The sequence below is a fragment of the Mycobacterium sp. NGS16 genome (assembly GCF_059813225.1).
In genome coordinates, this window is sequence record NZ_JCALEE010000003.1 from 48,495 (window position 1) to 62,132 (window position 13,638).

Sequence of the window (13,638 nt, forward strand, 5' to 3'; positions counted from 1 at the left end):
CGGTGGCTGATGGGTGACCTAACTTGCTCGTTGCGGTCGTCGTCGCCGAAAATCACGGAATTGACGTCCTCGTTCTTAATGTAGCCTTAATGAAGGTTGCCTACGGACGCTTGGGCCCAATCTAAAACCAATTTTCGTTAGCCATACGGGAGACGCGATCGATGAGCGGGCCGGACGAAACGGTGCATACCCTCCGCACGTTGGTGGACCTGCTGACGCAGCGTGCCGGGCTGCGCGGCGACCGGCCGGCGTTCACCTTCTCCCGTGACGGCGACGAGCACGAAACCAGCCAGGTCAGCTACCGGCGGCTGGACCTGCGCGCCCGCCAGATCGCCGCCGACCTGCAGCGCCAGGGGGCCACCGGAGAGCGGGTGCTGGTGCTGTGCCCGCCGGGCCTGGACTTCATCGCCAGCTTCTTCGGCTGCTTGTACGCCGGTGCGATCGCGATCCCCGTGCACCCACCGATGCGCGAGCACCTTCTCCCGCGCGTCGAGTCGATCATCGCCGACGTCCAGCCTGGCTTCGCCCTCACCACCGCCGAGATCGAGCCCAGAATCAAGCCCGCCATCGACGGGCTGCCCGGCGGGCAGGCGCTGCAGTGGTCGATCACCGACTCCTACCCGCCCGGCACCGAGGCGGCCTGGGTGGCGCCGCAGATCGACGGCGACAGCATCGCGATGCTGCAGTACACCTCCGGGTCCACCAGCGCGCCCAAGGGCGTCGTGCTGACCCACGGCAACCTGGTGCACAACCTGAAGACCATTGCCGAAGCCTGGGACGCCAACACCGACATGCCGCATGTGACCGGCGTGTTCTGGCTCCCGCCGTACCACGACATGGGGCTGATCGGCGGCCTGCTCGAGACCCTGTACGTCGGGGGGCATTCGATCCTGATGCCGCCCACGGCCTTCATCAAGCGGCCGATGCGGTGGCTGGAGGCGATCTCGCGGCACCGCGCCATGATCACCGCCGCACCGAACTTCGCCTTCGACATGTGCGTGGAGCTGTCCAGCCCGCAGGAGCGCGCGGCGCTGGACCTGTCCAACTGGACGGTGGCGCTGTGCGGCGCCGAACCGGTGCGCACCGCCACCTTGGCGGGGTTCGCCGAGGCGTTCGCGCCCGCGGGTTTCCGGGCCGAGTCGTTCTATCCGGTCTACGGGCTGGCCGAGGGCACCTTGCTGGTCTCCGGCGGATCGGACTCGCCGCTGCCGGTGGTGCATAACGTCGACCGGGTCGCCCTGGGCGACAACCGGGTTGTCGGCGTCTCCGCCGACGATCCCAACGTCGCACCGCTGGTCGGCTGCGGCAAGCCGCGCGGTGGCCAGCGGGTGATCATCGTCGACCCGGAGACCCGCCGGGAATGCGCCGCCGATCGCGTCGGCGAGATCTGGGTGGCCGGGGGAAGCGTCGCCCACGGCTACTGGGGGGCCCCGGAACTGTCCGCCGAGACGTTCGCCGCCACGCTGTCCGACAGCGGTGAGGGTCCGTTCCTGCGCACCGGAGATTTGGGGTTCATCCATTCCGGCGAGCTGTTCGTCACCGGCCGCCGTAAAGACCTGATCATCATCCGGGGCACCAACCACTACCCCAACGACATTGAGCTGACCGTCCAGAACACCAACCCGGCGCTGCTGCGCGGCCGCGGGGCGGTGTTCTCGATCGCCCCGGAGCCGGGCGCGGCCGAGCAACTGGTTGTGGTGCAAGAGGTGGACCCGAGCCGCTTGGGCGGGGAGCAGGCCGACGCGGCCATGCAGGTCATCCGCACCGCGGTCACCGAGAACCATTCGGTTCGCACCTACGCGGTCGTGCTGGTGCAGCCGCTGCAGCTGCCGACGACCTCCAGCGGCAAGATCCAGCGCAGCGCCTGCAAGCAGCGCTATCTCGACGGCGCGCTGCCGGTGGTGGCGGCCTGGCCCCCGGCCGCGCCCGAGCCCGCGGCCCAGCCGCCGGCGCCGGCCGCACCCGAGCCCACCCCGGTGCCGATGGCCGAGGCAGCAGCGGGCACGCGCAGCGCAGCGGAGATCAGCGCCTGGCTCGTCGACCGGTTGTCGCAGGAACTCGAGCTTCCGGTCGCCGAGGTGGACCCGGCCAAGCCGTTCGCCTACTACGGCTTGGACTCCATCCACGCGGTGCGCCTGTCGACCGCCCTGGAACAGTGGCTGGGCTGCGAGCTGGCCCCGACCATCGCCTACGAATACCCGTCGATCGACATCCTGTCGGCGCACCTGGCCCGCGCCGCCGTGAAAACGCCGGCCGCCGAGCAGACCCTCCAACATCCCGAACGGCGCGCCGCCGACGAGCCGATCGCGATCGTCGGCATCGGTTGCCGGTTCCCGGGCGCCGACGGCCCCGAGGAGTTCTGGCGGCTGCTGTCCGGCGCGGTGGACGCCACCAGCGAGGTCCCGGCCGACCGCTGGGACGTCGACGCCTTCTACAGCCCCGACCCGTCGGTGCCGGGCACCGCGGTCACCCGCCGCGGCGGGTTCCTGGGCCAGGTCGACCAGTTCGACTTCCAGTTCTTCGGCATCTCGCCGCGCGAGTCGGCGCAGATGGACCCACAGCAGCGGCTGCTGCTCGAGGTGGCGTGGGAGGCCCTCGAGGACGCCGGGCAGGTGCCCGACGCCCTGGCCGGCAGCCGCACCGGGGTGTTCGTCGGGATCTCCACCAACGACTACGGCTTCCTGCGGCTGGGCCAGCCCCAGCTCGTCGACGCCTACACCGGCACCGGCAACGCCCTGAGCATCGCCGCCAACCGGCTGTCCTATACCTTCGATTTCCACGGGCCGAGCCTGTCGGTCGACACCGCCTGTTCGTCGTCGCTGGTCGCCGTCGACCTGGCCTGCCGCAGCCTGCGCGACGGCGAGTGCGACATGGCGCTGGCCGCCGGTGTGAACGTGATCCTGTCGCCGGCCCTGGCGATCAACTTTTCCAAGGCCCGGGTGATGGCCCCCGACGGCCGCTGCAAGACGTTCGACGCCGACGCCGACGGCTACGTGCGCGGCGAGGGCGCCGGTGTGGTGGTGCTCAAGCCGCTGAGTAAGGCGCTGGAGGACCGCGACCCGATCTACGCGGTGATCCGGGGCAGCGCCACCAACTCCGATGGCCGCACCAACGGGCTGATCGCGCCCAGCGGCCGGGCCCAGGAGAGCGTGCTCACCGAGGCGTTCCGCCGGGCGGGCCTGCCCGCCGGTGCGGTCCAATACATCGAGGCGCACGGCACCGGGACGTCGATCGGCGACGCCATCGAGGCCAACGCGCTGGGCGCCGTGCTGGCCGAGGGCCGCCCGCAGGGCAGTCGCTGCCTGGTGGGTTCGGTCAAGACCAACATCGGCCACCTGGAGGCGGCGGCCGGCATCGCCGGCCTGATCAAAGTGGCGCTGTCGCTGCAGCATCGGGCCATCCCGGCCAGCCTGAACTACACCGAACCCAACCCGCACATCGGCTTCGACCGCCTGCCGCTGGAGGTGGTGCAGACGCTGACGCCGTGGCCGGCGGGCAGCCGCGCCGTCGCCGGGGTGAGCTCGTTCGGCTTCGGCGGCACCAACGCCCACGTGGTGCTCACCGAGGCCCCGCAGGTGCGTAGCAGCCACCCGGACCCCTATTCCGACGACGCCGCGCCGCGGCGCGCCGAGCTGCTGGCGCTGTCCGCCCGGTCCCCGGAGGCACTGACCGCGCTGGTCGGCGAGTACGAGATGGCGCTGTTTTCCGGTGGTCTGGACGGCGGACGTTTCCTGACGGACCTGTGCTACACCGCCGGTGCCCGGCGCGGCCACCATGACTACCGGCTTGCGGTGGTCGGTGACTCCCCAGCGGCGCTGTTCGAGTCGTTGTCGGCCTACCGCCTGGGTGAGTCGCGGCCGGGCCTGTCGGTCGGGCACTGCGCGCCGAGTCGGCCCGGCCCCGGCGTGACGTTCATCTTCTCCGGACAGGGCTCGCAATGGCACGGCATGGCCCAGCAGCTGCAGGCCGATGAGCCCGTCTTCGCCGACGCCCTGGCCGCCTGCGATCACGCCCTGTTTCCGCACCTGGGGCACTCGATCCTCGAGGAGCTGGCGCGGGGTGAGGACGAATCCAGGCTCACCGACATCGGCATCCTGCAGCCCACGATCTTCGCGATTCAGGTGGCGCTGGCGGCGTTGTGGCGTTCTTGGGGCGTCGAGCCGGCCGCGGTGGTCGGCCACAGCCTCGGCGAGGTGGCGGCCGCCCACGTGGCCGGAGCACTGAGCCTGGAAGACGCCGCGCGGGTGATCTGCGCTCGCGCCCGCATGCTCCGCGGCGTGCGCGGTCGCGGGGCGATGATGGTCACCGAGACCACGATGGCCGAAGCGCAGGAGCTCATCGCCGGTCACGAGCGCGAGGTCGCCATCGCCGCCAGCAACAGCCACCGCTCGACGGTGCTTGCCGGGGAGCGCCCGGTGCTCGAAGAGCTGATGGCCAAACTGACCCAGCGGGACCGGTTCTGCCGGTGGATCGAGGTCGACGTCGCCTCGCACAGCCCGCAGATGGCGGCCCTCGCCGCCGGCCTGCGGGGCAGCCTGGTCAAGCTCAAGCCGACCGCGCCGACGGTGCCGATGTACTCGACGGTCACCGGGGAGCTGGTGGGCGCCACGCTGCTCGACGCCGACTACTGGGTGGCGAACCTGTGTTCGCCGGTGCGGTTCTCGCCGGCGCTGCGGCGGCTGCTGGAGACCGGGCACGACACGTTCGTCGAGCTCAGCCCGCACCCGATCCTGCTGACCGGGGCCCGCGAAGATGCCGAACACCTGCATCGCAGCGCCACCCTGCTGCCGTCGATGCGCCGCGACGACGACGGTTTCCGGGGCCGCTCGACCATGCTCGGCTCCCTGGGCACTCTCTACACCCTGGGACACCCGGTGGCCTGGGAGCAGGTCTACCCCGAGGGCAGCCGGTGCGTCCCGGCCCCCACCTACCCCTGGCAGCGGGTGCACTCCTGGCTGGACGCCGGGTCCATCGCCGCGCCGCGCTACAGCGGCGCCGGTGGGAACGGCTGGCGCGGGCCCATCCGGTCGGCCACCCAGAACACCGTGCTCACCGAGATCGACGTGACCACCGGGGCGCTGTCGGCCGAGCAACTCGGTGAGCTCGCCGGCCAAGCGGTCGAGCTGGCCTTCGGCCCGGGCAGCCGGTCGGTCGGTGCGCTGAACCTGTGTGCCGGTCCGGTCGAGGCACGCACCGTGCAGTTCGCCCTGACCGACGACGCGTTCGAGTGTTACGGCAGCACCGCCGGTACCGACTGGTCCCTGCTGGCCACCGGCAGCATCGTCACCGGCCCCTCCGGCGCGCCGGCCATCACCACCGGCCCCGCGGACCCGGTCGAGCACAGCTACCGGCTGCGCTGGCGGCCGGCGTCGCTGGCGGCCGACGGGGAGGGCCGCTCCGGGGAACCTGGCAGCTGGCTGATCCTGTCCGACGGCCCGGTGGCCGACACGCTGCGCGACCACCTCGAGGCCCACGCCCAGTCCTGTGTGCTGGTGGAGCCGGTCGTCGGGCTCGCCGAGATCGAGCGGGTGAGCGCCGACAGCTACCGCATCGACCCGGGCCGTCCCGAACACTTCGGCGAGCTGCTGCGCGCGGCGTTCGGCGGGGACCGGCCGCCGTGCCGCGGCGTGCTGCACCTGTGGAACCTGCTGGCCGACACCGAGTCGCTGGAGACGGCGACGACGCTGGGGTCGCTGAGCGTGGTGCATCTGATCCAGACGCTGACGGTGGCCGGCTGGCTGGAGTCGCCGCGGTTGTGGTGGGTGACCCGCGGGGCGCAGCCGGCCGGCTGGGACGACGGCGCCGAATCCGCCGTCGTGTCGGTCGGGCAGGCCCCGGTCTGGGGGCTGGGCCGCAGCATCGACCACGAGCACCCGGAGCTGCGCGCCACCGGAATCGATCTGTCGACCGACGGCGGCCCCGAAGAACTGCGCGGGTTGTTCAGCGAGATCTGGGCGGACGACCGTGAGACCGACGTGGCGCTGCGCGGCCACCGGCGCTACGTGGCGCGCCTGGAGCCCTACCGGGCCGGGCAGCCGGGCGAGTTCGCGCTCTCCGCTGACGCCACCTACCTGGTCACCGGTGGTCTCGGCGCGGTCGGCGGCGAGGTCGCCGGCTGGCTGGTCGAGCGCGGTGCGCGCCACCTGGTCCTGATGGGCCGCAGCGCCCCGTCGGCGACGGCGGAGGCGACGCTGGACGGGCTGCGCGCGGCCGGAGCGCAGGTGACGGTCGTCCAGGGCGATGTCACCAAGGCCGACGACGTTGCTGCGGTGCTCGCCACCATCGGCGCGTCGATGCCGCCGCTGCGCGGCGTGGTGCACGCCGCCGGCACCGTCGACGACGCGATCCTGGCGCGCCTGGACGCACCGAAGCTGCGGGAGGTGATGGCGCCCAAGGTGCAGGGCGCCTGGAACCTGCACACGCTGACCGCCGATGCGCAGTTGGACTTCTTCGTGCTGTTCTCCTCGGCCGCCTCGGTGCTGGGTTCGCCGGGGGCCGCCAACTACGGGGCCGCGAACGCCTTCCTGGACGCGCTGGCCTGGCACCGCCGCGCGGCCGGGCAGCCCGCGCTCAGCGTCAACTTCGGCCCGTGGGCGGGGTTGGGCATGTTCACCAACTCCGAACTGCACCGGCACTTCTCCCACTACGGCGTGGAAGGCATGCCGGCGCAGGACTACTTCGCAGCGCTGGCGAACCTGCTGGCCGGCTCCGGCGGGGGAGCGCCGCAGGTCATGCTGCTCGACATCGACTGGGCGCGTTGGCGTCCCAGCGCGCAGTCGCCGTTGCTGCGCGACCTGCAGGTGTCGGACGGCCCGGCCGAGGCAGCGACCGGAAGCGGTCTGTTCGAAGCGGTGCAGGCCGCCGATCCGCAGGAACGCCAGCGGCTGCTGGAGACCTACCTGCGTGATCTGGTCGCCGGCAAGCTGGGCCTGGCCCCGGCCGTCCTGGACGTGGCGGCGCCGCTGAACAGTCTCGGAGTGGACTCGCTGATCACCCTGGAACTTCGCATCCAGGTGGAACGCGAACTCGGCGTCGTCGTTCCTGTTGCCCGGCTGCTGGATGGGCCGAGCGTGGTCAGCCTGTCGGGCTGGCTCAGTGCGCAGCTGAGCACCGGGGCGGAACGGTCTGTGGTGCCCGAAGCCGTTGCCCAGCAAGACGTTCCGGCGGCGCCGGTGCAGGAGATGGAACTGCTGTCACAAGTGTCCGACCTCTCCGACGACGCCGTGGATGCACTGCTGGCGAAGATGATCGCCGACGGTGAGCACGTCAAGGACGGGGGTTAGCCCGTGACGGAGCGACCCCAGGCGCCCATCGACATCACCACGCTGTCGCCGGAGCGCAAGCGTGAACTGCTGGCCCAGTTGCTGTTGGCCAAAGCGCAGAACGCGGCGTCCGAACACGAGCTGTCCTACGGGCAGCGGTCGATGTGGTTCGTGCACCGGCTCGCGCCCGACAGCGCCGCCTACACCGTCGCCTACGCCGGACGCATCAGCGGGCAGCTCGACGTGCCGGCCCTAGAGCGGGCCGCCCAGGCCCTGGTGGACCGGCACCCGATGTTGCGGACCACCTACACCGAGCGGGACGGCCAGCCGGTCGGGCTGGTGCACCCGCACTGGCCGGTGCGAATCGCCACTCATCGCATCGGTGCGGACCCGGCCGAGCTCGAGCAGTGGATCCGCACGCAGACGGACCGGCCGTTCGACCTGAGCACCGGGCCGGTTCTGCGGCTGACCCTATTAGAGCGCCCCGCCGATCACGTGCTGCTGCTGACCGTGCACCACATCGCCGTCGACTTCTGGTCCATCGACATCATCCTCGACGAGCTGCGCGCGCTGTACGCGCATGAACACGGCGCCCCGGCACCTGAGCTGACCGCGGACCGATACGTCGACTACGCCGAGCAGCAGAACCGGATGCTGGCCGGGCCCGCAGGCGAACAGCTCTGGCAGTACTGGCGGGAGAAGTTCAGCGGCGAGTTGCCGACGCTGGCGCTGCCCACCGATCGGCCGCGGCCGGCCGTGCAGACCTACGCCGGTGCGCTGCACCGGTTCAGCATCGACGCCCAGGTGACCGCCGGGCTCAAACAGGCGGGGCGCAGCGTTGGCGCGACGCCCTACATGACCCTGCTGGCCGCCTACGCGGTGCTGCTGCACCGCTACAGCGGCCAGGACGATCTGATCATCGGCTCGCCGTTCGCGTGCCGCGACCGGGCCGGCCTGATGGGCATGGTCGGCTACGTCACCAACCCGCTGCCGTTGCGCGTCGATGTGCGCGACGACCCGAGTTTCGCTGCGCTGCTGGGTCAGGTCAAAGACACCGTGCTGGGCGCGATCGCGCACCAGGAGTATCCGCTGCCGCTGCTCGTCGAGCGGCTGCGGCCGGTCCGTGATGCCGGACGCACCCCGCTGTTCCAGGTGTCGTTCGCCTGGCAGCAGGTCCGGCTGTTCGAAGACGGCGCCGGTGCGGGTGATGGCGTGCTGTCGCTGGAAACTCTGCACATCGGGCAGGGCGGCTCACCGTTCGACATCACCATGCAGGTCGGCGAGCACGAGGATCGGCTTGAGGTCGCGCTGCAGTACAACACCGACCTGTTCGACGCCGCGACCATGGCGACGATGGCGCAGCGCTTCAGCCTGCTGCTGGCCGGGATCGCCGCTGACCCGAACACCAAGGTGTCGCAGCTGCCGCTGCTCACCGACGGCGAGCGCGCAAAGCTGCAGTCCTGGAACCAAACCCGGGTCGACTACCCGGATGTCCCGGCCGGTCTGCACGAGATGGTGGCCGCCGCCGCGGCGGGCACACCCGACGCCGTCGCGGTGAGCTACGACGGCCGCGAGCTCAGCTATGGCGAACTGGACCGGCGGGCCAATGGGCTGGCGCACCGGCTGCGTCAGCTCGGAGTCGGTGCCGACGCTGCCGTGGTCCCGGTGCTGCTGGAGCGTTCCGAAGACCTGGTGATCGCACTGCTCGGTGTGCTCAAGGCCGGGGGCGCCTTCCTGCCGTTGGATCCCGCCCAGCCGACCGGGCGGATGGAGGCGATGCTCGCCGACGTGCCCGATGCGCCGGTCTGCGTCACCCACCGAAAGCACCTGGCCCACGTACCAACCGGTTTCACCGGTGCCCGGCTCTGCCTGGATCAGACGCCGCCCGCGGAACAGGATTCGCCCCCCGACGCCGGCTCGGCTGACCTGGCCTACCTGATGTACACCTCCGGTTCCACCGGCGCACCCAAGGGGGCGCTGAACAGCCACGCCGGCATCCGCAACCGGCTGGCCTGGATGCAGGACGCCTACCCGCTGACCGCCGACGACCGGGTGCTGCACAAGACACCGATCAACTTCGACCCGTTCGTCTGGGAGATCTTCTGGCCGTTGATCGTTGGTGCCCGGGTGGTGATCGCCAAACCCGAGGGCCACAAGGACGCCGGCTACCTGGCCCGCACCATCATCGAAGAGCGCGTCACCACAATGCATTTCGTGCCGTCGATGCTTCGCCGATTCCTAGCGGAACCCGAGGCGGCGTCCTGCACCGGCCTGCGGCAGGTGTTCTGCAGCGGTGAGGCACTCACTGCAGACCTGCGCGATGCGTTCTTCGCCGCGCTGCCCGCCGAACTGTACAACCTCTACGGCCCGACCGAGGCCGCGATCGACGTCACCCACTTCCATTGTGAGCGCGGGGTTTCTGACCCCGTCATCCCGATCGGGCGACCGATAGCCAACATCGCGATCCACCTGCTCGACGCCGCCGGCAACCCGGTACCGGTGGGGGTGCCCGGCGAGCTGTGCATCGGCGGTGTCGGCGTGGCCCGCGGCTACCTGAATCGGCCCGAGGCCACCGCCGCCGCATTCGGCGACGACCCGTTCAGTTCTGTTCCGGGCGCACTGCTGTACCGCACCGGCGACCTGGCCCGCTACCGGCCGGACGGCAACATCGAATACCTGGGCCGCCGCGACGACCAGGTGAAGATCAACGGTTTCCGAATCGAGCTCGGCGAGGTGGAGGCCGCGCTGGCCAAGCACCCGGAGATCGCCGAATGCGCTGTGGTAGCCCGCAAAGACGCCTCGGGCAACACGTTGCTGATCGCCCATATCGTGCCGGTTGCGGCAGCGCCAGGCACCGCCGAACTGCGCCGCTTTCTGCTGGACCTGGTCCCCGCGGCGATGGTGCCCGCCGTGTTCCGCGCAGGCGACCTGCTTCCGCTGTCGCCCAGTGGCAAGGTGGATCGGCGGGCGCTGCTGGCCCTCGACGCGGAACTTGATGGCGCGCCAACGGAGTTCGTCGCCCCGCGCAACCGCACCGAAGAGGCGCTGGCTGCCATCTGGCGCGACGTGCTCGACGCGGACCGCGTCGGGGTCACCGACGACTTCTTCGCTCTCGGCGGGGCTTCCACCCAGGCCCTGGAGGTCGCGGTGCGGGCGGGCGAGCTCGGTATGGAGCTGCGCCCGGAGTCGCTGTTCGTCTACGGCACCATCGCCGAGCTGGCACAGGAGTTCGGCCCGGTCCGCGATGACGCCGCCGGGGCGGCCGCGGTCGCCCCGGTTGCTCAGCAGGCGCCCGCAGCCCCGAAACCCGTTGCGGTGCCAGTGCTCAAACCGGTGCAGACCGGTCCGGCACGCAACGTCGTGATCGAAAGCCTCGGCGTGTACCTGCCGCCGCGGGCGGTCTCCACCGAGCAGGTGCTGGCCGACTGCGTCAACGAGGTGAAGATCCCGCTGGAGCGGCTCACCGGCATCAAGAACCGGCGGATGGCCGGGGTCGACGAGTTCTCGATCGACCTGGGCCGCAAGGCCATCAGCGACTGCCTGTCCCGGTCGAGCTATGCCCCCGAAGAGATCGACCTGGTTATCGCCTGCAACATCTCCCGGTGTGACGGCCCGGAGCACATGTTCACCTTCGAGCCCAGCACCGCCTCCCAGCTGCGCGACCAGCTCGGCCTGACGGGCGCCGTCTGCTTCGACATCAACAACGCCTGCGCGGGCATGTTCACCGGCGTCAGCGTGGCTCAGGACTTCCTCAAGACTCACTTGGTGCGCAACGCACTGGTGGTCAGCGGTGAGTACATCAGCCACATCACCGAAACCGCGCAGAAGGAGATCGACGGGCCGATGGACCCGCGGCTGGCCTGCCTGACCGTCGGCGATGCCGGCGCGGCGGTGGTGCTCGAACTCGGGGCAAGCGACCGCGTCGGCTTCCACGACCTCGACCTGGCCACCTACAGCGAGTTCGCCAAGCTGTGCATCGCCAAGGCCACCGACGGCCCGCACGGCGGCGCCATCATGGTCACCGACTCGGTCACCCAGACCGCGATCGCGGTGAAGCACTCGGTGCCCTACGTCGCGGCGGTGATGCAGCGGCACGGCTGGCGGCCCGAGACGGCCGATCAGCTGCTGATGCACCAGACCTCCGAGGCGTCGATCAACGACGCGATCCTGACCATCAACCGGGTCTTCGGGCCGGGCGCGGCCAGTCGGGCCAACACCATCTGCAACCTGGCCGAGCGCGGGAACACCGCCACCACGACGCATTTCGTCGCGCTGTATGACTACATCAACGCCGGCCGGATCAACTCCGGCGACAACGTGGTGCTGTCCATCACCGGATCCGGCCAGACCATCGGCACCGGGCTGTATACCTTCGACGACCTTCCCGACCGGATGCGGCGTGCCGCGGCCGGCCACTCCGGCCGCCCGGTCCGCGCCGGACGGTCCGCCGGCCGTCGGGAACTGCCGGCGACACCGCGGGTACGTATCGACGGCATCGGCATCGCTCCGGACGGCCAGGGCCCGCCGAGCTCCATCGCGTTCGCCGCCGACGCCGCCCGGGCCTGCCTGGACGACAGCGGAGTGGACTCTTCCCAGGTCGGCCTGATGATCCACACCGGCATCTACCGCGACGACTTCTTGAGCGAACCGGCGGTCGCCACCCTGGTGGCCGGCGAGGTCGGGATCAACGCCGAGCCGGAGTCCGCGGATGCGCCCAAGACCTTCGCGTTCGACATCCTCAACGGCGCAGTCGGTTTCCTCAACGGCTGCCATGTCGCCGCCGGCATGATCGGCGCCGGCCGCACCGGCCACGCCATGGTGCTGGCTTCCGAGGTGGAGAACAACACCCCGCAGAGCGGCTACCCGCGCAACGGCATCACCGAGACCGGTTCGGCGATCATGCTGAGCCCCAGCCCCGGCCGGGAAGGCTTCGGCCGGTTCGTCTTCGAACACCACCCGGAGTACCGCGGGGCGCTGGCCACCCACACCCAGGAGCGCGACGGCCGGATGTGGCTGCGGGTGGATCGCGACCCGAACCTGGCGGCGATCTATGTGAGCTGCCTGCCGTCCGCGGTCAAGCAGTTGCTGACGGCCGAGGCGCTGGATCCCGAAGACATCGCACTGGTGTTGCCCCCGTATCTGCCCGGTGCCGCTCTGGACGACCTGGCCGCGCGGATCGGGGTGGACCGGTCACGGTTCGTCGACCTGGAGGCGCAGGGCCACGCCAGTGACCCGTTCACCTCGACCCTGCCCTATCAGATCGCCGACGTTCGCCGGCGGGGGCTGGTCAAGCCGGGCGATGTCGCGCTGATCATGGCCGTCGGTTCCGGCGTTGAGGTCGGCTGCACCACCTACCGGTTCTGATGCGGGCATTCGTCACCGGGGGAACCGGATTCGTCGGCTCGAACCTGGTAGCAGCGTTGCTCGATCGCGGCATCGAGGTACGGGTGCTGCGACGCGCGACCTCGCCGATGGCCGCCCTCGAAGGCCTCGACTTTCAGACCTGCATCGGTGACGTCCTCGACGGTGTCGACGCGCTGACCGAGGCGATGACCGACTGCGACTGGGTGTTTCACACTGCGGCGGTGTCGGACTACTGGCGTTACCGCACTCAGACCCGGCTGTACCGCACTAACGTCGACGGCACCCGCGACATGGCGGAGGCCGCCCGGCGGGCCGGCGTCAAGCGGTTCGTCTACACCAGTTCCATTGCCGCCCTGGGCGTTCCGCGGCGCGGCCAGGAGCTGGTCGAGACCGATGAGTTCAACATCCGTCCGCGCCGATTCCCCTACGGGCACAGCAAGCATCTCGCCGAGGCGGTATTGCGCGAGGCCGTCGCGGCGGGCCTGCCCGCAGTGATCGTCAACCCGTCGGTGGTCATCGGACCGCGCGACGTCAACCGCATCGCCAGCGCGATGATCGTCGAGGCGCAACGCGGCCGGTTGCGGGTCGCCGCACCGGGCGGCACCAATTTCGTCTCGGTGGATGACGTGGTGGCCGGCCATATCGCCGCGGCCGAACGGGGCCGGATCGGTGAACGCTACATCCTGGGAGGGGAAAACCTGCTGTTCCGTGAGGCGTTCGCGACCGCCAACGAGGTCACCGGACGCCGTGGTCCCTCGATCGTGCTGCCGCGCTGGACGATACCGGTGGCGGCGGCCGGGATCAGCGTCGCCCGCGCCGTCGTGGGGCCCCGGCTGCCGATCGGCGCCCACCAGATGCGCCTGTCGAAAGCGGAGATCTACTGCGACGCCACCAAGTCCCGCACCGAACTCGGCGTACCGTTCACGCCGTTCCGCACCGCGCTGCGCAGCGGCTACCAGTGGTACCGCGACAACGGATATCTCGACGGGTGACCTGACGCGCCTCCATCGAC

At 70.5% G+C, this 13,638-nt stretch carries 3 protein-coding genes and 2 pseudogenes; all 5 read left to right on the forward strand.

What is annotated here, in order from left to right:
* Positions 1–203 precede the first annotated feature (203 nt).
* The 5 genes and pseudogenes from AC5Y4Q_RS09950 to AC5Y4Q_RS09970 all read left to right on the forward strand — a co-directional run bounded on the left by AC5Y4Q_RS09950 (position 204) and on the right by AC5Y4Q_RS09970 (position 13,618).
* On the forward strand, positions 204–7,283 hold the full coding sequence (locus tag AC5Y4Q_RS09950; RefSeq protein WP_499958821.1) for an SDR family NAD(P)-dependent oxidoreductase: 7,080 nt from the start codon (positions 204–206) through the stop codon (positions 7,281–7,283).
* Positions 7,284–7,286: 3 nt separating this feature from the next.
* Positions 7,287–8,705 (forward strand): annotated as a pseudogene (locus tag AC5Y4Q_RS09955) (condensation domain-containing protein); the annotation flags it as partial.
* A gap of 69 nt (positions 8,706–8,774) precedes the next feature.
* Positions 8,775–10,205: pseudogene (locus AC5Y4Q_RS09960) on the forward strand (amino acid adenylation domain-containing protein); the annotation flags it as partial.
* Positions 10,206–10,217: 12 nt separating this feature from the next.
* Positions 10,218–12,626 (forward strand): 3-oxoacyl-[acyl-carrier-protein] synthase III C-terminal domain-containing protein, encoded by a 2,409-nt coding sequence (locus AC5Y4Q_RS09965; RefSeq protein ID WP_499959048.1) that lies wholly within the window; start codon positions 10,218–10,220, stop codon positions 12,624–12,626.
* Positions 12,626–13,618, forward strand: coding sequence for an NAD-dependent epimerase/dehydratase family protein (locus AC5Y4Q_RS09970; RefSeq protein ID WP_499958823.1), 993 nt, complete (start codon positions 12,626–12,628; stop codon positions 13,616–13,618). Before AC5Y4Q_RS09965 ends, AC5Y4Q_RS09970 begins: the two co-directional genes overlap by 1 nt.
* Positions 13,619–13,638 lie beyond the last annotated feature (20 nt).

What these genes read in the sequence shown, in the direction of transcription:
- AC5Y4Q_RS09970 (WP_499958823.1), top strand. Translation starts at nt 12,626, where the DNA reads ATGCGGGCATTCGTCACCGGGGGAACCGGATTCGTCGGCTCGAACCTG.